The organism is Pseudomonas sp. S3_E10 (genome assembly GCF_054667615.1).
The window spans coordinates 3,090,237-3,109,072 of sequence record NZ_CP162743.1 but is presented as its reverse complement, the minus strand read 5'-3'; the positions used below and the strand labels follow the sequence as shown (position 1 = coordinate 3,109,072).

Genomic DNA, 18,836 nt, shown 5'->3' with positions numbered 1-18,836 from the left:
CACAGTTTGCGCCTGCTCCGTCAGTTAGACCGGCGCTGGCGCCCGACGCTTGTCCGGCTGCTGCCAGCCATCGGCAGCGGCTTCTTCAATCGCCTGCTGGATCGCCTTCTTGCGGTGTTCCTCGGCACGACGGCTGAAGAACCACACCAGGAAGGTCACCAGCGACACCGCCAACAGAATCAGGCTGGCCACCGCGTTGATCTCGGGTTTAACCCCAAGCCGCACGGCCGAAAACACTTCCATCGGCAAGGTAGTGGAGCCCGGGCCGGACACGAAGCTGGCCAGTACCAGGTCATCCAGGGACAACGCAAACGACATCATGCCGCCGGCGGCCAGCGACGGCGCGATCATCGGGATAGTGATCAGGAAGAACACCTTCCACGGCCGCGCGCCCAGGTCCATCGCCGCTTCTTCGATCGACAGGTCCAGCTCACGCAAACGCGCCGACACCACCACCGCCACATACGCCGCACAGAACGTGGTGTGGGCGATCCAGATGGTGACGATGCCACGCTCCTGGGGCCAGCCGATCAGTTGCGCCATGGCCACGAACAGCAGCAACAGCGACAGACCGGTGATCACTTCGGGCATCACCAACGGCGCGGTCACCAGGCCGCCGAACAACGTGCGGCCCTTGAACTGGCTGATGCGCGTGAGCACGAACGCCGCCAATGTACCCAGTGCCACCGCGGCCACCGCCGTGTAGCAGGCGATTTCCAGGGAGCGCGCCACCGAGCCCATCAGTTGGGTGTTGTCCAGCAGGCCCACGTACCACTTGATCGACCAACCGCCCCACACCGTCACCAGTTTGGATTCGTTGAACGAGTAGATCACCAGGATCAGCATCGGCAGGTAGATAAACAACAACCCCGCCACCAGCATGAAGCTTGAGAAACTGACGCGCTTCATATCTTGCCCTCCATCTCTTTGGCTTGGCTGCGGTTAAACAGGATGATCGGCACGATCAGGATCGCCAGCATCACCACCGCCAGGGCAGACGCCACCGGCCAGTCACGGTTGTTGAAGAACTCTTGCCACAGCACTTTACCGATCATCAGGGTTTCCGGGCCGCCGAGCAGTTCAGGGATCACGAACTCGCCCACCACCGGGATAAACACCAGCATGCAACCGGCGATGATGCCGTTCTTGGACAGCGGCACGGTGATCTTCCAGAAGCTGTTGAACGTGCTCGAACCCAGGTCCGATGCAGCTTCAAGCAGGCTCTGGTCGTGCTTCACCAGGTTGGCGTACAGCGGCAGGATCATGAACGGCAGGTATGAATAAACCACGCCGATATACACCGCGATGTTGGTGTTGAGGATCTGCAGCGGCTCGTTGATCAGCCCCATGGACATCAGGAAACCATTGAGCAAACCGTTGTTGCTGAGGATGCCCATCCACGCATACACGCGGATCAAAATGGCGGTCCAGGTCGGCATCATGATCAGCAGCACCAGTACGGTCTGCATTTCTTTGCGCGCGGTAGCAATGGCGTAGGCCATCGGATAGCCGATCAGCAGGCACAGCAGCGTGCTGAAAAAGGCCATCTTCAGCGAGCCCAGGTAGGCGGAGATATACAGCTCATCCCCCGCCAGTAACTGGTAGTTGGCCAGGTTCAGCACCACCTGCAGTTTTTGCTCAACGTAGGTGTAGATCTCGGTATACGGCGGGATCGCCACGTCGGCTTCGGCAAAGCTGATTTTCAGGACAATGAAAAACGGCAAGGCGAAAAACAGGAACAGCCACAGGAACGGAATCCCGATGACCACCTGCTTGCCGCTGGGGACGATGCGGTGCAAGCGCCGCTTGAGCTTCTTCATGTTCATGAGCGCAGTACCACGCCGCTGTCGTCTTCCCACCACACGTAGACCTGGTCACCCCAGGTCGGCCGCTGACCACGGCGTTCGGCGTTAGCGACGAAGGACTGCACCAGCTTGCCGCTCGGCAGCTCTACGTAGAACACCGAGTGGCCGCCCAGGTAGGCGATGTCGTGCACCTTGCCGCTGGACCAGTTGTGTTCGCAGGTCGGCATTTCGGTGGTGACCAGCAGCTTTTCCGGGCGAATGGCGTAGGTCACCGACTTGTCTTCCACCGAGGTGGCGATGCCGTAGCCCACGTAGATGTCGCGGTCCAGGTCCGGGCACTTGAGCACCGCGTGGCCTTCGGCGTCGTCGACCACCTGGGTGTCGAAAATGTTGACGTTGCCGATGAACTCGCACACCAGGCGGCTGGTGGGGGTTTCGTAGATATCGATGGGGCTGCCGATCTGCGCGATCCAGCCCAGGTGCATGATCGCGATGCGTTCGGCCATGGTCATGGCCTCTTCCTGGTCGTGGGTCACCATCACGCAGGTCACGCCGACGCGCTCGATGATTTCGACAAGCTCAAGCTGCATCTGCGAACGCAGCTTCTTGTCCAGTGCGCCCATCGGCTCATCGAGCAGCAGCAGCTTCGGGCGTTTGGCCAGGGAGCGCGCCAGGGCAACCCGCTGGCGCTGGCCACCGGACAACTGGTGCGGCTTGCGCTTGGCGTACTGGCTCATCTGCACCAGCTTGAGCATCTCGGCCACGCGGGCGTCGACCTCGGCCTTGGGGATCTTGTCCTGTTGCAGGCCGAAGGCAATGTTCTGCGCCACGGTCATGTGCGGGAACAGGGCGTAGGACTGGAACATCATGTTGATCGGCCGCTCGTAGGGCGGCATGTCGGTGATGTCCACACCGTCGAGGTAGATGCGGCCTTCGGTCGGGCGCTCGAAGCCTGCGAGCATGCGCAGCAAGGTGGACTTGCCCGAACCCGAACCGCCGAGCAAGGCGAAGATCTCGCCTTTCTTGATTTCCAGGGACACATCGTCCACGGCAATCGTCTCGTCGAACTTCTTCGTGACCCGGTCGATTTTGACCAGCACCTTCTTCGGTGTCTGGTCGCCCTCGAGGGCTTTCTTATAGGCGCCGGAGGCAACTGCCATTTACGAAACTCCCAAAAAAACTGTGCAGCCGGCCCAATGCGGGCCAGCCTTGGATAGTTTGAGCCTTACTTGCCCGTCTTGACCTTGGTCCAGCTACGGGTCATTAAACGCTGCACGTTCGGGGGTAGCTCGAAGTTGACGAATGTCCGCTCGAGAACCGCCTGCGGTGGGTAAACCGCTTCGTCGGTGCGTATCGATTGCTCCATCAGCTTGTCCGCCCCAGGGTTAGGGTTGGCGTAACCGACGTAATCACTGACCTGGGCGATCACCTCAGGTTGCAGCAAATAGTTGATGAAGGCGTGGGCCTCTTTGACGTTGGCGGCATCCTTGGGGATCGCCAACACGTCAAACCACAGGTTGCCGCCTTCTTTGGGAATCGCGTAGGCGATGTTCACGCCTTTGCCCGCCTCGGCCGCACGGGCCTTGGCCTGGAACACATCGCCGGAGAACCCGGCGGCCACGCAGATGTTGCCGTTGGCCAGGTCCGAGATGTATTTGGATGAGTGGAAGTAGGTCACGTAGGGCCGCACTTTCAGCAGCTTTTCCTCGGCCTTTTTGTAGTCCGCCGGGTTGGTGCTGTTCGGGTCCAGGCCCATGTAGTTGAGTACAGCCGGCAGCATTTCATCCGCCGAGTCCATGAAGGACACGCCGCAGGTGGCCAGCTTCTTCATGTTTTCCGGTTCGAACAACACGGCCCAGGAATCGATCTTGTCGACACCCAGCACTTGCTTCACTTTGTCGACGTTGTAGCCGATGCCATTGGTGCCCCACAGGTACGGCACCGCGTACTGGTTGCCCGGGTCGTTCTTTTCCAGGCGCTTGAGCAGTGCCGGGTCGAGGTTGGCGTAGTTCGTGAGCAATGACTTGTCGAGTTTCTGGAACGCCCCGGCCTTGATCTGCTTGCCGAGGAAGTGGTTGGACGGCACCACCACGTCGTAGCCGGTACGCCCGGCCAGCAGTTTGCCTTCCAGGGTTTCGTTGGAATCAAACACGTCATACACGGGCTTGATACCGGTGGCCTTTTCGAAGTTGGCCAGGGTGTCGGTACCGATGTAGTCCGACCAGTTATAAATATGCACCGTCGGTGCGGCCTGCACGCTCAACGCCAGCGTGATACCCGCGCCCACCAGCATGGCTTGGCGAAATAAAGAAATTGGCACGTGGAGGTCCTCTTAAATAGTTGGGCCCAAAGTTGTTGCCCGGCAACAAAACCGGCGCGCAACTTACCCTCGATAAACCGATCCGGCAAAACTTTCTGTCATTTTATGTGTGGAAGGGAGCAAGCCCCCTTCCACAGGTAGCACGGCTTATTTACCGGATTTGATCTTGGTCCAGCTGCGTGTCATTTCACGCTGGGTCGCAGCCGGCAAGTCAGCAATCGCGTAGAGCTTGGCCTGGACATCGGCTGGTGGGTAGATGCCCGGGTCGCTGGTGATGTCTTTGTCGACCAGTGCGGTGGCCTTCTCGTTACCGTTCGGGAAACGCACGCTGTTGGTGATGGAGGCCATCACTTCAGGCTTGAGCAGGTAGTTGAGGAACGTGTAGGCGGCGTCGACGTTTTCGGCATCTTTAGGGATGGCGACCATGTCGAAGAAGCTACCGGCGCCTTCCTTCGGAATGTCATAGGCAACCTTGACCTTGCCACCGGCTTCAGCCGCGCGGGACTTGGCCTGCTGGATGTCGCCCGAGTAACCCACGGCCACGCAGATGTTGCCGTTGGCCAGGTCCGAGATGTACTTGGAGGAGTGGAAGTAGCCGATCGAAGGACGGATTTTCAGGAACAGGTCTTCAGCCTGCTTCAGATCGGCCTTCTTCTGAGTGTCGGTCGGCAGGCCCAGGTAGTGCAGCGCCACCGGCAGCATTTCGGTCGGCGAATCGAGGAAGCTCACGCCGCAGCTTTTCAGCTTGGCGATGTTTTCAGGCTTCATCAGCACATCCCAGGAGTCGATCTTGTCCACGCCCAGCGCGGCCTTGACCTTCTCCGGGTTGTAGCCGATGCCGATCGAACCCCACATGTACGGGAAGGCATGCTTGTTATCCGGGTCGCTGACCGACACGGCTTTAAGCAGGGATGTGTTCAGGTTGCTGTAGTTGGACAGCTTGGACTTGTCCAGCTCCTGGTAAACACCGGCCTTGATCTGCTTGGCGAGGAAGTTGTTCGACGGTACGACGATGTCGTAGCCGGACTTGCCTGCCAGCAACTTGGCTTCGAGGGTCTCGTTGCTGTCGAAGACGTCATACACCACTTTAATGCCCGACTCTTTTTCAAAGTTGGCGATGGTGTCCGGTGCGATGTAGTCGGACCAGTTGTAGACGTGCAGCACTTTATCGGCTGCCTGGGCGCCGCCCGCCATTGCGCCCATCAGGGACAAGGCGAGGAGGGTCTTGCCGGCGTTCTTCAAACCTAATGCCTTCATTTGGTGATGCTCCAATTTTTCTTTTTTGGGCCACGTTTTTTTATGTTCAGCGGCCCTTCCAGAGGGCAACAAAACAGGGCGACAGTCTGGCAAGTTCAGGGGCCGGCTTTCAACCAGAGCCCCCAACATTTGTAACTGCTCAATGCACCGCGCACTGAGCCTAGCACTTAGCCCTGCAACGCCGCCAAAGTCAGGTCCAGGCACGTACGCGCCTTGGTCACCAGCTCATCGATTTCGGCCTTGCTGATCACCAGCGGCGGCGAAATGATCATGGTGTCACCCACGGCGCGCATGATCAGGCCGTTGTTGAAGCAGAAAGTGCGGCAAATCATGCCCGCGCCCTTGCCTTCATAACGCTTGCGGGTGGCCTTGTCTTGAACCAGCTCGATTGCACCGAGCATGCCCACGCCGCGAACTTCGCCCACCAACGGGTGATCCGCCAATTCCCTCAAACGCTTTTGCAAATACGGTGCCGTTTCATCGTGAACGCGGCTGACGATTTTTTCATCGCGCATGATGCGGATGTTTTCCATGGCCACCGCCGCCGCCACCGGGTGGCCGGAGTAGGTGAAGCCGTGGTTGAAATCACCGCCTTCATTGAGCACGGCGACCACGTCGTCGCGCACGATCAGGCCGCCCATGGGGATGTAACCCGAGGTAAGGCCCTTGGCGATGGTCATCATGTGTGGCGTGAGGTCGTAGAAATCGCTCCCGAACCACTCACCGGTACGGCCGAACCCGCAGATCACTTCGTCGGCAATGAACAGGATGTCGTACTTGGCGAGGATTTCCTTGATGCGCGGCCAGTAAGTGGCGGGCGGCACGATGACGCCACCGGCGCCCTGGATCGGCTCGGCAATAAAGGCACCGACGTTGTCCACGCCCAACTCCAGGATTTTTTCTTCCAACTGGTTGGCGGCCCAGGTCCCGAACTCGTCGGGGCTCATGTCGCCGCCTTCGCCAAACCAGTACGGCTGGGCGATGTGGGTGATGCCCGGGATCGGCAAGTCGCCCTGTTCATGCATATACGTCATGCCGCCCAGGCTGGCGCCGGCCACGGTGGAGCCGTGGTAGCCATTCTTGCGGCTGATGATGGTTTTCTTGTTCGGTTGGCCTTTGATCGCCCAGTAATGGCGAACCATGCGCAACATGGTGTCGTTGCCTTCGGAGCCGGAACCGGTGAAGAACACGTGGTTCATGCCGGCGGGCGCGATATCGGAAATGGCTTTGGCCAGTTCCAGCACGGGCGGGTGAGCGGTCTGGAAGAACAGGTTGTAATACGGCAGTTCTTTCATTTGCTTGGCGGCGGCGTCGGCGAGTTCATCGCGACCGTAACCGATTGCCACGCACCACAGGCCGGCCATGCCGTCGAGGATCTTGTTGCCTTCGCTGTCCCACAAGTACACGCCGTGGGCTTTGGTGATGATCCGTGGGCCTTTCTCTTTCAATTGCTTGAAGTCGCTGAACGGCGCCAGATGGTGATCGTTGCTCAAGGCTTGCCATTCACGGGTTTGCGGGTTGTTGCTGGACATACCAATCTCCTCAAATTTCGGTGAGGGGCGCACGGCGCGAGCCGCACGCCCGGCGCATCAGACGGCGAAGAGCAGGAATTCCCGCTCCCACGAACTGATGACGCGCTTGAAGTTTTCGTGCTCGGCCCGCTTGACCGCGACGTAGCCTGTGATGAATTTCTGACCCAGGTATTTCTCGATGGTCTTGCTGTTTTCCATGCGTTCCAGGGCGTCTTCGATGGTCAACGGCAGGCGCAGGTTGCGCCGCTCGTAACCACGCCCAACCACCGGCGCGCTCGGGTTATGGCCTTCGACCATGCCGATGTAGCCGCACAGCAGGCTGGCGGCAATCGCCAGGTACGGGTTGGCGTCGGCGCCCGGCAGGCGGTTCTCGACACGGCGGTTCTGCGGGCCGGCATCCGGTACGCGCAGGCCGACAGTGCGGTTTTCTTCGCCCCATTCCACGTTCACCGGCGCCGAGGTGTCGGGCAGGAAGCGGCGGAACGAGTTCACATTAGGGGCAAACAGCGGCAGCAATTCAGGGATGAATTTCTGCAGGCCGCCAATGTGGTTGAGAAACAGCTGGCTCATGCTTCCGTCTTCATTGGAGAAGACGTTCTTGCCCGTGGCGATGTCGATGATGCTCTGGTGCAGGTGCATCGCGCTGCCGGGCTCGCCGGTCATCGGCTTGGCCATGAAGGTGGCGGCCACGTCGTGCTTGAGCGCGGCTTCACGCATGGTGCGCTTGAACACCAGGATCTGATCGGCCAGCGACAGCGCGTCGCCGTGACGGAAGTTGATTTCCATCTGCGCGGTGCCGTCTTCGTGGATCAGGGTGTCGAGGTCCAGCTCCTGCAGTTCGCACCAGTCGTAGACGTCTTCGAAGAGCGGGTCGAATTCGTTGGCGGCTTCAATAGAGAAGGACTGGCGACCCGTCTCCGGGCGCCCGGAACGGCCGATCGGCGGTTGCAGCGGGAAGTCCGGGTCTTCGCAGCGCTTGGTCAGGTAGAACTCCATCTCCGGCGCCACGATGGGCTGCCAACCTTTGTCGGCGTAGAGCTTGAGGACTTTCTTGAGCACGTTGCGCGGCGACAGCTCGATCGGGTTGCCTTGCTTGTCGTAGGTATCGTGGATCACCTGGGCGGTCGGCTCGATGGCCCAGGGCACCAGGAACACCGCGTTCTGGTCGGGGCGGCAGATCATGTCGATGTCGGCCGGGTCGAGCAGTTCGTAATAGATGTCGTCTTCGACATAGTCGCCGGTCACGGTCTGCAACAGCACGCTCTCGGGCAGGCGCATGCCCTTTTCGGCGATGAATTTGTTGGTCGGCGAGATCTTGCCCCGGGTGATGCCGGTGAGGTCGCCAATCATGCATTCGACTTCTGTGATCTTGTGGTCTTTCAACCAATCGGTGAGCTGGTCGAGGTTGTTACTCATAAATGCCTCTGGGCTGGGTTTCCTGGCATCCATTAAAGGCCAGGCGTTGGTTGACGCAGCATCCGCGTCGTTTTTTCGTTCAGGGTAGGAGCTTACCTGCCATTTGCTGCAGCGTTGCATTCCTCACGCCAAAGTTGTGCGCAATCTTGATCGGCGCAACGGATGAGGGCCGTTCATCGGCGGTGGCGAGGGCAAGGAAGAGGTCGGACAGGCCGTCAAGAATATTGGCCGGAGCGTGGGTATTCACACGGGATGAATGAACTGCGGACAAAGCCTGGCGCAAGCAGGCAGAGACGCCGAATGGCGGCAGGTGAAACATGAAGCACCCCGGTATTATTGCTGTTATGGGTTTGAATCGAGCTTAGCCTTGTTCATTTTTTTACACAACACCCCCGTAAAAAATACAACACGGCCCGCTCAAGCCCGCGAGTCCCAAGCCCATCAAACCCAAAAAACCGCCCTAAAAAGCCCCAAAAAAGCCTGCGGAGCGCTTTTTTAGGGCAAAAAAGGCCTCGCTTGACTTCGGCATGCCGTTCGGGTTGACTGAAACCAGAAAAGATCAATGATTGATATTTTTAACAACAAAGGTGTTGCATCATGTCGGTACCCCCGCGTGCCGTTCAGCTTAACGAAGCGAACGCGTTCCTTAAGGATCATCCTGAGGTTCTGTACGTAGACCTTCTAATTGCGGATATGAATGGTGTGGTGCGCGGCAAGCGCATCGAACGCACCAGCCTCCACAAGGTTTACGAGAAGGGCATTAACCTGCCTGCCTCTTTATTTGCCCTGGATATCAACGGCTCGACGGTGGAAAGCACCGGCCTGGGCCTGGACATCGGTGATGCTGACCGAATCTGTTATCCAATCCCCGACACCCTGTGCAATGAGCCCTGGCAAAAGCGCCCTACCGCGCAACTGCTGATGACCATGCACGAACTTGAAGGTGAACCTTTCTTCGCCGATCCGCGCGAAGTGCTCCGCCAAGTCGTCAGCAAGTTCGATGACATGGGCCTGACCATCTGCGCTGCCTTCGAGCTTGAGTTCTACCTGATCGACCAGGAGAACGTGAACGGCCGCCCACAACCGCCCCGCTCGCCGATCTCCGGCAAACGCCCGCATTCGACACAGGTTTACCTGATCGACGACCTCGACGAATACGTCGACTGCCTCCAGGACATCCTCGAAGGTGCCAAGGAGCAAGGCATCCCGGCCGACGCCATCGTCAAGGAAAGTGCCCCGGCGCAGTTCGAAGTGAACCTGCACCACGTGGCCGACCCGATCAAGGCCTGCGACTACGCGGTACTGCTCAAGCGCCTGATCAAGAACATCGCCTACGACCATGAGATGGACACCACCTTCATGGCCAAGCCTTACCCAGGCCAGGCAGGCAACGGGCTGCACGTGCATATTTCGATCCTGGACAAGGACGGCAAGAACATCTTCGCCAGCGAGGATCCCGAGCAGAACGCCGCATTGCGTCACGCGATCGGCGGTGTGCTGGAGACCCTACCCGCCCAGATGGCGTTCCTGTGCCCCAACGTCAACTCCTACCGTCGTTTCGGCGCACAGTTCTACGTGCCGAACTCGCCGTGCTGGGGCCTGGACAACCGCACCGTAGCGATTCGCGTACCGACCGGCTCGTCCGACGCGGTACGTATCGAACACCGCGTGGCCGGCGCCGACGCCAACCCTTACCTGCTGATGGCTTCGGTCCTGGCAGGCGTGCACCATGGTCTGACCAACAAGATCGAACCGGGCGCTCCAGTGGAAGGCAACAGCTACGAGCAGAACGAGCAAAGCCTGCCGAACAACCTGCGCGATGCCCTGCGTGAGTTGGACGACAGCGAGGTCATGGCCAAGTACATCGATCCTAAATACATCGATATCTTCGTCGCCTGTAAGGAAAGTGAGCTGGAAGAGTTCGAACACTCCATCTCCGACCTTGAGTACAACTGGTACCTGCATACCGTGTAAGCGGTTGAAGCAGTAAAAGGGAACGCCGCTGACTTTGGTCAGTGGCGTTTTTTTATGGGTTTCTTTTGGGATACCGAGGTGGCCTCATCGGCAGCAAGTCGAATCGTCGCACCGCCCCTCCCACACTTTGATTTGTGAATGCAGTTAAATCTCCCTGCTCATACAATGCCCGCTGCCTTGTAGGAGACTTCCATGACCACCCGCCCCGCCGCCACTCGCAAACCCCGCGCCCGCAGCCAGGCACGTATCGACGCAATCCTCGATGCCGCCCGCACCTTGCTGGCCGCCGAAGGCGTGGACAGTTTGTCGATCTACAGCGTGGCCGAACGGGCGCAGATTCCGCCGTCGTCGGTGTACCACTTTTTCGCCAACGTGCCGGCGTTACTGGAGGCGTTGACGGCCGATGTGCATGCGGCCTTCCGCGCGGCCATTGAGGCGCCCATCGAACATGACGCGCTCAACACTTGGCGAGACCTGTCCAGTATCGTCGAACAGCGCATGCTGACTATCTATGAACATGACGCCGCCGCCCGCCAGCTGATCCTGGCCCAGCATGGCCTCACCGAAGTCACCCAGGCCGACCGCCAGCACGATCTGGAATTGGGACATCTGATGCTGACCGTGTTCAACCGCCACTTTGAAGTGCCGAGGTTGCCAGCCGACGTGGATGTGTTCGCCCTGGCGCTGGAACTGAGCGACCGCGTGTATGCGCGCTCGGTGCATCAGCATGGGCAGATTACGCCGCGTATGGCGGAGGAAGGGATGCGGGTGTTTGATGCGTATGTGGGGCTCTACCTGCCAGCCTATTTGCCCAAGCGCTGAGCCTTGCGGTGACCGGTAGGCCTCATCGGGAGCAAGCCCCCTCCCACATTGACCGCGTTTCAACTCTGGAATGCACTCAAATGTGGGAGGGGGCTTGCTCCCGATGACGGCCTCAAGACCGACACCCCTCACAACTTGGCGATCGACACCTCAGTGGACTTCACAAAGGCAATCACCTCACTGCCGATCACCAGTTCCAGCTCTTTGACCGAGCGGGTGGTGATCACCGAAGTGACGATACCGGAGGCGGTCTGCACATCGATTTCCGACAGCACGTCGCCGACTACGATTTCCTTGATGGTGCCTTTGAACTGGTTACGCACGTTGATGGCTTTAATGGTCATGGTGTTCTTCCTTCGTGGGACAAGTGAGTTATTGAGCCCAACGCAATTGCGTAGGCAGCGGTGAAACAGGTTCGGGTTCCGGCGGAGCGCCGGGCAACGACAGCACACGGTTGAGCACTTCGGCCTCCAGCGCCGCCAGGCGATGAGAGCCACGGGCCCGTGGGCGTGGCAGGTCGACGATCAGGTCGAGGCCGATTTCGCCGTCTTCGATCAGGATCACCCGGTCGGCAATCGCCACGGCTTCGCTGACGTCATGGGTTACCAGCAACACGGTGAAGCCGTGCTGGCGCCACAGGTTTTCGATCAGTTGCTGCATCTCGATGCGGGTCAGGGCATCCAGCGCGCCCAGCGGCTCATCGAGCAACAGCAAGCGCGGTTGGTGGATCAGGGCGCGCGCGAGGGCCACGCGTTGCTTCTGGCCACCGGACAATGCCGCCGGCCATTCATTGGCGCGCTCCGCCAGGCCGACCGCGTCCAAGGCTTGCAGCGCTTTGGGACGCCAGTCGCCCTTGAGGCCCAGGCCCACGTTGTCGATGATTTTTTTCCACGGCAACAAACGCGCTTCCTGGAACATCAACCGCGTGTCTTCAATTGCTTCGCCGAGCGCTGCGGAACCGGCCAGCAGCTCGCCGCCACTGGCTTTGTCCAGGCCGGCCAGCAGGCGTAGCAAGGTACTTTTGCCGCAACCACTGCGGCCGACCACGGCCACGAACTGGCCGGCCGGAATGTGCAGGTCAATCTCTTTGAGCACGTGCCGTGCGCCAAATGATTTGCGCAATTTGCGCACTGCCAGGGGGATCCCTTTAAGCAGGCGCGGAGGTTGTTGAGCTGTCATGCCGCACCGCCTTTATTCACTTGATACGCCGGGTGCCAGCGCAGCCACACACGTTCCAGGCCACGTGCAGCCAGGTCGGCCAGCTTGCCGAGAATGGCGTACATCACGATGGCCAGCACCACCACGTCGGTTTGCAGGAACTCACGTGCGTTCATCGCCAGGTAGCCGATGCCGGAGCTGGCGGAGATGGTTTCCGCCACAATCAGCGTCAACCACATAAAGCCCAGGGCAAACCGCACGCCCACCAGGATCGACGGCAGGGCGCCCGGCAGGATGACTTGCCAGAACAGGCTGAACCCGGACAAGCCATAGCTGCGCGACATTTCCACCAACGCCGGGTCGACGTTGCGGATGCCGTGGTAGGTGTTGAGGTAAATCGGGAACAACGTACCGAGGGCCACCAGGAAAATCTTTGCGGTCTCGTCGATCCCGAACCACAGGATCACCAGCGGGATCAGCGCCAGGTGCGGCACGTTGCGGATCATCTGCACCGAGCTGTCCAGCAGGCGCTCGCCCCACGTCGACAAGCCAGTGATAAACCCCAGCGCCAGGCCGATGCCGCCACCGATCACAAAGCCCAGGCCCGCGCGCCAGCCGCTGATGGCCAGGTGGGTCCAGATTTCGCCGCTGGCCACAAGATGCACCCCGGCTTCAATCACGGCACTCGGGGCCGGCAGAATGCGCGTCGACAACCAGCCCGCCGACACGGACAACTGCCACACCGCCAGCAATAAAACCGGCAGCGCCCAAGGCGCCACGCGATGGCTCAATTTTTCATAATTCATAACGCCACCTCAGCTCTGTGACGCCGCTTTGGGAAGGATATCGTTGGCGACCATTTCGCCGAACGGGCTCACATAGCCGGCGCTTTTCGGCAGTTCCGGACGCTCGATGTCCAGGTGCGGGAACAGCAGCTCAGCGACCCGATACGACTCTTCCAGGTGTGGATAACCGGAGAAGATAAAGGTGTCGATGCCCAGCGCGGCGTATTCCTTGACCCGCGCCGCAACGGTCGGGCCATCACCCACCAGCGCCGTACCCGCACCGCCACGCACCAGGCCGACGCCGGCCCACAGGTTGGGGCTCACTTCCAGATGGTCGCGGTTGCCGCCGTGCAACGCGGCCATGCGTTGCTGGCCAACCGAATCGAAGCGCGCCAGGGAGGCCTGGGCGCGGGCGATGGTGTCGTCGTCCAGATGGGAGATCAGTTTGTCGGCGGCTTTCCAGGCTTCGTCGGTGGTCTCGCGCACGATCACATGCAGGCGAATGCCAAAGCGCACGGTACGCCCGAGCTTGGCCGCCTTGGCCCGCACTTGTTCGATCTTCTCGGCAACCGCGGCCGGTGGCTCGCCCCAGGTCAGCACCATTTCCACTTGCTCGGCGGCCAGGTCCTGGGCGGCTTCGGAAGAACCGCCAAAGTACAACGGCGGGCGCGGTTGCTGGATCGGTGGGTAAAGCAATTTGGCGCCTTTGACGCTGATGTGTTCGCCATCGTAATCCACGGTTTCGCCCTCCAGCACACGACGCCAGATGCGCGTGAACTCGACCGAAGCCTGGTAGCGCTCTTCGTGGCTGAGGAACAAGCCATCGCCGGCCAACTCGTCCGGATCACCACCGGTGACCAGGTTGAACAACGCGCGGCCACCGGACAAACGATCCAGGGTCGCGGCCTGACGCGCGGCCACCGTTGGGGAAATGATCCCGGGGCGCAGGGCGACCAGAAATTTCAAACGCTGGGTCACCGGGATCAGCGACGCGGCCACCAGCCACGAGTCTTCGCAGGAACGCCCGGTGGGGATCAGCACTCCACCGAAACCCAGGCGGTCAGCGGCCTGGGCCACTTGCTGCAAATAACCGTGGTCGACGGCGCGAGCGCCTTCGGCGGTGCCAAGGTAATGGCCGTCGCCGTGGGTAGGCAGGAACCAGAAAATAGTGAGGCTCATGGAGTTGTCTCCTGAAGAAGTCGGATTACGGCGCTTTGGCCACGGCAGCGGATGGCGTCCAGATCACGTCCTTGATGCTCAAGGGCTTGGGGATCAATTTGAGTTGGTAAAAGCTGTCGGCGATTTTCTGCTGGGCGGCAACCACTTCCGGGGTCAGGAACAGCGCGCCATAGCCCTGGCGCTTCACCGAGGTCAGGGTGATGTCAGCCGGCAGGCCAAGCAGCGGCGCGACTTGTTCGGTGACTTCCTGTGGGTTGGCCTTGGACCATTCGCCCACCGCGCGCACTTCTTCGATCAGCGCCTTGATCACCTGCGGGTGTTGCTCGGCATACGGCTTGGTCGCCAGGTAAAACTGGTGGTTATCGGCGATACCGGTGCCGTCGCGCAGCGTGCGCGCTTGCAGTTGTTTCTCGGCGGCGGCCTGGTACGGGTCCCAGATCACCCAGGCGTCCACGCTGCCACGCTCGAACGCGGCGCGGGCATCGGCGGGCGGCAGGAATACGGTGTGTACGTCGGTGTATTTCAGACCGGCGTCTTCCAGGGCACGCACCAGCAGGTAGTGCACGTTGGAGCCCTTATTGAGCACGATTTTCTTGCCCTTGAGCTCGGCCACCGATTTGATCGTCGAGTCTTTGGGCACCAGGATCGCTTCGCTGGTCGGTGCCGGTGGCTCGTAGGCCACGTAAAGCAGGTCGGCGCCGGCGGCCTGGGCGAACACCGGCGGGGTTTCGCCGGTAACACCAAAGTCGATGGAGCCGACGTTCAAGCCCTCGAGCAACTGCGGGCCGCCGGGAAACTCCGTCCATTGCACCTGTACGCCTTGGGCAGCCAGGCGTTTTTCCAGGGTGCCCTTGGCTTTGAGCAGCACCAACGTGCCGTATTTCTGATAACCGATCCGCAAGGTCTCGGCAGCTTGGGCTTGAACAATGGCGCCGAAGGACACAGCCGCAGCAAACAGTGCGACCAGACCACGACGCAAGATGACAGTGCGCATGGCGCTCTCTCCAATTATGCGATGAGGGTTTTGGCTGCACCTGCTTGGCCGTTGGCGGCTGAGTAAGGTGAGTGTTTCTTAAATCGGTAAGGCTCAGATGCTCCAGCGAGCAGTCAACAAACGCTCATTGAGCACATGTGGGTCCAGCGGTTTCGGGCGGCGGGCCATGGCGCTGTAGAGGGTTTCCAGCGCTTCGTGCAAACGCTGCTCCAGCACCGGCACCAATTGCGCCTGCACGCTGCCTTCGCCATAGGCGATCTGGCTGTCCTCGGCAAAAATACCGTGGAGCAACTCCTGGGCTTTGAGGGCCGACAACACCGGCTTCAAGGCGTAGTCCACCGCCAGCATGTGGGCGATGCTGCCGCCTGTAGCCATCGGCAACACGACCTTGTGGGCCAGGGCGCGTTCGGGCAGCAGGTCGAGCAGGGTTTTCAGCGCGCCGGAGAACGAGGCCTTGTACACCGGCGTGGCGATTACCAGGCCATCGGCGTTAGCCACCTGCTGCAACAGATCGATAACCCTGGGGCTGTCGAAGCGCGCATGCAGCAAGTCTTCGGCCGGGAAGTCCCGTACCTGGTAACTCACCACCTCAACGCCTTTGCCTTGCAACCATTGACGGGTTTTTTCCAGCAAGACCCCGGAGCGGGAACGCTGGCTGGGGCTGCCTCCGAGTGTGACGACCAACATGCGGGAATTCCTTGAGCAAGTGCCGGCGGTTCGCTGGGTGGGCGATGGCGCCAATATGTGACAGACCTTATCAGCAGATTTATATATCTATAAATCTTATTTTTTCATTTGTTTATTCTTAAAATGCATATGACACTCATCAATTGCCAGGCGAAAAAAAGGCCGTCGAAACGGCCTGAAAACCCCTGCAATGTGAGTGTTGAAATGCGGTCAACCTGTGGGAGGGGTCTTGCTCCCTCCCACAGAGGTCCCGCGTCAGCGGTTAGGTTGTGGGGTAAGCCGCAGATACGGCTTCACTGCCCTGTAACCCTTTGGAAAGCGCTTCTTGATCTCTTCCTCGTCCTTGAGCGACGGCACGATCACCACTTCATCGCCGTCCTGCCAGTTGGCCGGGGTGGCGACCTTGTGGTTGTCGGTCAGTTGCAGCGAGTCGATGACTCGCAGGATTTCGTGGAAGTTACGGCCGGTACTCGCCGGGTAGGTGATGGTCAGGCGAATCTTTTTGTTCGGGTCGATCACGAACAGGGAACGCACGGTGAGGGTGTCACTGGCGTTGGGATGGATCAGGTCGTAAAGGTCCGAGACCTTGCGGTCGGCGTCCGCCAGGATCGGGAAGTTGACGACGGTGTTCTGGGTCTCATTGATGTCTTCGATCCACTTGTGATGCGAGTCCACCGGGTCGACCGACAGGGCGATGGCCTTGACGCCACGCCTGGCGAATTCATCCTTGAGCTTGGCGGTAAAGCCCAGCTCGGTGGTGCACACCGGGGTGAAGTCCGCCGGATGGGAAAACAACACACCCCAGCTGTCGCCCAGCCATTCATGAAAACGAATCTTGCCGGCGCTGGAATCCTGTTCGAAGTCGGGGGCGATATCGCCCAGTCTTAGGCTCATGGTGTGGCTCCTGATGAGTGCTTATGGAGCCCACTGTGCATGGATTGACGCTGATTTAAAAAGAATAAATATCGATTTATCTAGACGATAAAAGAATATTAAAAATGTGTTCATTGGACGCGAGAAAGGGCGGGGTGCAATATCGCCTCCAAGGTTCGAGAAGGCCTTGAGACGCTGTACAAAGAGGGGTTTCAGGAAGGGCTTGCGGGGGTTGGCTCGACTTGATGCAACATTAAGAAAAACCTCGCGATAACGCGAGGTTTTCCTTAACCAGACTTACAGGAAGCTGTAGGTGTAGTTGAAGATCAGACGCGTCTGATCCTGGTCCTGGATACCGGTACCGCTGCCGCGGTAAGCACCATGACGCAGGGTGGTACCGAAACCTTTCAGCGCACCTTGCTGAATGGTGTAGTCGATACGCATATCGCGTTCCCACTCGGACTGATCACTGCCACCGTTGGCAGCTTTGATGTTATCGCCATGCAGGTAAGCGATCGAGGTTTTCAGGCCTGGAACACCCAGTGCGGCAAAGTCATAAGAGTACTGACCGAAGGTGGTATTTTCACCCGCGCGAACGAACGAGTTGATCATGCTGTCGGTGAACAGATAGAAGCTGGAGCCACCAGCACCTTCGTTACGACCTCGGCCGTCTACCACGCTGCCTTGGTTTACCCAGACAAAACCACCATCGTCGCTGACGCGCTGGTGACCAACCATGAATGCGCTGCCACCCAACGAGTAGGTGAACATGGCGCTCCAGGTTTTGTTATCAACCTCGCCGGTGTTCTTCGCATAGCCGCCGTTGTTGTTGAAGCGGTAGCCTGCATCACCGTTCTTGCCATCGGAGCTGCTGTCGAAATAGCGCAGGTCGGTCTTGAACGACTGGCCTTCGCTGATCGGGTACACATGCACGGCGCCCAGGAAGTGCTGCTTGTAGTAATCTTCCAGGTTCGCGTAGTAGTACTGCAGGGTCAGGTCTTTGGTGACCTTCCAGTCAGCGCCGCCAAAACGGAACTTGTTGCTTTCCTGAGTACCGCCGTTAACGGCCAGGCCTGTGCTGTTGCTGGAAGCACGACCAGTGGCGTGTTCGAGCTGACCGGCATTGAAGGTCACATTGTCGATTTCTTTGGAAGTGACGGTGCCGCCTTCAAAGGTTTGCGGCAACAGACGACCGTCGCTGGCGATCAGAATCGGCAGGTTCGGTGCAAGCGCGCCACCCAGGTGGGCTTCAGTCTTGGAGAAGCGGGCCTTGACGTTGGCACTGGCGCTGCTCCAGCTGCTGACGGCAGAGCCATCGGTATCACTTGGAACGAAGGAGTTGCTGTTTGGGTGATGACCACGGCCGCCGTCCAGGTGCAAACCCACCAATGCCTGGGCATCGATACCAAAACCAACCACGCCCTGAGTGAAGCCGGACAGGTAGTTGAATTTCAGGCCTGTCGCCGTCTCGCGCTGGTCAGCACCGCCATCACGCTGATCATTGTCGAAATACAAGGTGCGAGAGCTGACGCTGGCCTTGCTGTCTTCGATGAAACCGGCAGCGCCTGCTTGCTGGGCGATTGCGCCCAAAGCTACAGCCAAAGCCAAGGTGGACTTCTTCATGTACCGCTCCTCTCATTTCTAATTTTTGTATTTCTTCGGTCTCGGGTCTGACGCCCTCGATCCACAGATGCGCGATTAGCGCCGGATAGTGACTGGCAAGTCAATCGTAACCTTGTGTGTGTACTACCTTCGTCTAATCACAGTTGATTTGGTCCTTGCAGGGTAATGAGTTTTTCATACACCCAAAAAGAATTATTTCATTTTTTTTCATACGATTCGGGAATAAGCCTTTGCGTGACATGGAGCAGTCAGGGTAGACCAACCGTTCCATAAGCTCATTCCTAAAGGGTATTTGTCAGCACTTTTTTAGATCGATTAGTGTGGACGCTCCATTACATACGTCACCCATGATCAAAAAGGCGACGCCATCATGGCGAAACGCACATCCTCCAGTCAATTTGTTACAGTTTT

18 protein-coding genes are annotated in these 18,836 nt (G+C 59.3%); 2 read left to right on the top strand and 16 right to left on the bottom strand.

Annotated elements, in window-relative coordinates; translation table 11 throughout:
* Nucleotides 1-24: 24 nt before the first annotated feature.
* The 8 genes from AB4N98_RS14100 to AB4N98_RS14065 form a co-directional block, all read right to left on the bottom strand.
* A complete protein-coding gene (locus tag AB4N98_RS14100) occupies nt 25-909 on the bottom strand; it encodes an ABC transporter permease subunit (RefSeq protein WP_017530905.1) in 885 nt (294 codons plus the stop codon).
* Nucleotides 906-1,826, bottom strand: a complete 921-nt coding sequence (locus AB4N98_RS14095) for an ABC transporter permease subunit (RefSeq protein WP_017530904.1) — start codon at nt 1,824-1,826, stop codon at nt 906-908. Before AB4N98_RS14095 ends, AB4N98_RS14100 begins: the two co-directional genes overlap by 4 nt.
* Nucleotides 1,823-2,965 carry an ABC transporter ATP-binding protein gene (locus AB4N98_RS14090; protein WP_003195240.1) on the bottom strand — a complete coding sequence of 381 codons (1,143 nt, stop codon included), beginning with the start codon at nt 2,963-2,965 and terminating at the stop codon, nt 1,823-1,825. The genes AB4N98_RS14095 and AB4N98_RS14090 overlap by 4 nt, the downstream gene beginning before the upstream one ends.
* Before the next feature lie 65 nt (nt 2,966-3,030).
* Nucleotides 3,031-4,125, bottom strand: a complete 1,095-nt coding sequence (locus tag AB4N98_RS14085; RefSeq protein WP_017530903.1) for a polyamine ABC transporter substrate-binding protein — start codon at nt 4,123-4,125, stop codon at nt 3,031-3,033.
* A 147-nt stretch (nt 4,126-4,272) separates the two neighbouring features.
* A complete protein-coding gene (locus AB4N98_RS14080; RefSeq protein ID WP_026067502.1) occupies nt 4,273-5,367 on the bottom strand; it encodes a polyamine ABC transporter substrate-binding protein in 1,095 nt (364 codons plus the stop codon).
* A 182-nt stretch (nt 5,368-5,549) separates the two neighbouring features.
* On the bottom strand, nt 5,550-6,914 hold the full coding sequence (locus tag AB4N98_RS14075; RefSeq protein ID WP_017530901.1) for an aspartate aminotransferase family protein: 1,365 nt from the start codon (nt 6,912-6,914) through the stop codon (nt 5,550-5,552).
* A 57-nt stretch (nt 6,915-6,971) separates the two neighbouring features.
* A complete protein-coding gene (locus tag AB4N98_RS14070) occupies nt 6,972-8,330 on the bottom strand; it encodes a glutamine synthetase family protein (RefSeq protein ID WP_017530900.1) in 1,359 nt (452 codons plus the stop codon).
* Between the two features lie 79 nt (nt 8,331-8,409).
* On the bottom strand, nt 8,410-8,649 hold the full coding sequence (locus AB4N98_RS14065) for a hypothetical protein (protein ID WP_080598201.1): 240 nt from the start codon (nt 8,647-8,649) through the stop codon (nt 8,410-8,412).
* 278 nt (nt 8,650-8,927) lie between these two features.
* On the opposite strand from AB4N98_RS14065, the gene AB4N98_RS14060 reads away from it, so the two are divergent.
* Entirely contained in the window at nt 8,928-10,304 is a 1,377-nt protein-coding gene (locus AB4N98_RS14060; RefSeq protein ID WP_003176781.1) for a glutamine synthetase family protein, read from the top strand.
* 192 nt (nt 10,305-10,496) lie between these two features.
* Nucleotides 10,497-11,126 carry a TetR/AcrR family transcriptional regulator gene (locus AB4N98_RS14055; RefSeq protein ID WP_065879294.1) on the top strand — a complete coding sequence of 210 codons (630 nt, stop codon included), beginning with the start codon at nt 10,497-10,499 and terminating at the stop codon, nt 11,124-11,126.
* Nucleotides 11,127-11,254: 128 nt separating this feature from the next.
* Here the strand turns inward: AB4N98_RS14055 and AB4N98_RS14050 are convergent, their stop codons facing one another.
* From AB4N98_RS14050 to AB4N98_RS14015, 8 genes are all read right to left on the bottom strand, one after another.
* Nucleotides 11,255-11,470, bottom strand: coding sequence for a TOBE domain-containing protein (locus AB4N98_RS14050; RefSeq protein WP_003176783.1), 216 nt, complete (start codon nt 11,468-11,470; stop codon nt 11,255-11,257).
* Between the two features lie 28 nt (nt 11,471-11,498).
* The gene (gene ssuB, locus AB4N98_RS14045) at nt 11,499-12,305 is read right to left on the bottom strand and encodes an aliphatic sulfonates ABC transporter ATP-binding protein (protein WP_017530898.1); all 807 of its coding nucleotides are present in this window, start codon (nt 12,303-12,305) and stop codon (nt 11,499-11,501) included.
* Nucleotides 12,302-13,090 carry an aliphatic sulfonate ABC transporter permease SsuC gene (gene ssuC, locus AB4N98_RS14040; RefSeq protein ID WP_017530897.1) on the bottom strand — a complete coding sequence of 263 codons (789 nt, stop codon included), beginning with the start codon at nt 13,088-13,090 and terminating at the stop codon, nt 12,302-12,304. Before ssuC ends, ssuB begins: the two co-directional genes overlap by 4 nt.
* 9 nt (nt 13,091-13,099) lie before the next feature.
* Nucleotides 13,100-14,248 (bottom strand): FMNH2-dependent alkanesulfonate monooxygenase, encoded by a 1,149-nt coding sequence (gene ssuD / locus AB4N98_RS14035; RefSeq protein WP_017530896.1) that lies wholly within the window; start codon nt 14,246-14,248, stop codon nt 13,100-13,102.
* Nucleotides 14,249-14,273: 25 nt separating this feature from the next.
* Nucleotides 14,274-15,242, bottom strand: coding sequence for a sulfonate ABC transporter substrate-binding protein (locus AB4N98_RS14030; protein WP_068933698.1), 969 nt, complete (start codon nt 15,240-15,242; stop codon nt 14,274-14,276).
* 93 nt (nt 15,243-15,335) lie between these two features.
* Nucleotides 15,336-15,929 (bottom strand): NADPH-dependent FMN reductase, encoded by a 594-nt coding sequence (gene ssuE / locus AB4N98_RS14025; RefSeq protein WP_065879293.1) that lies wholly within the window; start codon nt 15,927-15,929, stop codon nt 15,336-15,338.
* Between the two features lie 255 nt (nt 15,930-16,184).
* On the bottom strand, nt 16,185-16,823 hold the full coding sequence (locus tag AB4N98_RS14020; protein WP_003176789.1) for a peroxiredoxin: 639 nt from the start codon (nt 16,821-16,823) through the stop codon (nt 16,185-16,187).
* 276 nt (nt 16,824-17,099) lie between these two features.
* On the bottom strand, nt 17,100-18,425 hold the full coding sequence (locus AB4N98_RS14015; RefSeq protein ID WP_017530893.1) for an OprD family outer membrane porin: 1,326 nt from the start codon (nt 18,423-18,425) through the stop codon (nt 17,100-17,102).
* Between the last annotated feature and the right edge of the window lie 411 nt (nt 18,426-18,836).

Excerpts from the sequence above, each read along its gene's own strand:
- ssuD (WP_017530896.1), bottom strand. The coding sequence starts at position 14,248 with ATGAGCCTCACTATTTTCTGGTTCCTGCCTACCCACGGCGACGGCCAT.
- AB4N98_RS14095 (WP_017530904.1), bottom strand. The coding sequence starts at position 1,826 with ATGAACATGAAGAAGCTCAAGCGGCGCTTGCACCGCATCGTCCCCAGC.
- AB4N98_RS14015 (WP_017530893.1), bottom strand. The coding sequence starts at position 18,425 with ATGAAGAAGTCCACCTTGGCTTTGGCTGTAGCTTTGGGCGCAATCGCC.
- ssuB (WP_017530898.1), bottom strand. The coding sequence starts at position 12,305 with ATGACAGCTCAACAACCTCCGCGCCTGCTTAAAGGGATCCCCCTGGCA.
- AB4N98_RS14065 (WP_080598201.1), bottom strand. The coding sequence starts at position 8,649 with ATGTTTCACCTGCCGCCATTCGGCGTCTCTGCCTGCTTGCGCCAGGCT.
- AB4N98_RS14055 (WP_065879294.1), top strand. The coding sequence starts at position 10,497 with ATGACCACCCGCCCCGCCGCCACTCGCAAACCCCGCGCCCGCAGCCAG.
- AB4N98_RS14070 (WP_017530900.1), bottom strand. The coding sequence starts at position 8,330 with ATGAGTAACAACCTCGACCAGCTCACCGATTGGTTGAAAGACCACAAG.
- AB4N98_RS14060 (WP_003176781.1), top strand. The coding sequence starts at position 8,928 with ATGTCGGTACCCCCGCGTGCCGTTCAGCTTAACGAAGCGAACGCGTTC.
- ssuE (WP_065879293.1), bottom strand. The coding sequence starts at position 15,929 with ATGTTGGTCGTCACACTCGGAGGCAGCCCCAGCCAGCGTTCCCGCTCC.
- ssuC (WP_017530897.1), bottom strand. The coding sequence starts at position 13,090 with ATGAATTATGAAAAATTGAGCCATCGCGTGGCGCCTTGGGCGCTGCCG.
- AB4N98_RS14030 (WP_068933698.1), bottom strand. The coding sequence starts at position 15,242 with ATGCGCACTGTCATCTTGCGTCGTGGTCTGGTCGCACTGTTTGCTGCG.
- AB4N98_RS14100 (WP_017530905.1), bottom strand. The coding sequence starts at position 909 with ATGAAGCGCGTCAGTTTCTCAAGCTTCATGCTGGTGGCGGGGTTGTTG.
- AB4N98_RS14020 (WP_003176789.1), bottom strand. The coding sequence starts at position 16,823 with ATGAGCCTAAGACTGGGCGATATCGCCCCCGACTTCGAACAGGATTCC.
- AB4N98_RS14090 (WP_003195240.1), bottom strand. The coding sequence starts at position 2,965 with ATGGCAGTTGCCTCCGGCGCCTATAAGAAAGCCCTCGAGGGCGACCAG.
- AB4N98_RS14050 (WP_003176783.1), bottom strand. The coding sequence starts at position 11,470 with ATGACCATTAAAGCCATCAACGTGCGTAACCAGTTCAAAGGCACCATC.
- AB4N98_RS14075 (WP_017530901.1), bottom strand. The coding sequence starts at position 6,914 with ATGTCCAGCAACAACCCGCAAACCCGTGAATGGCAAGCCTTGAGCAAC.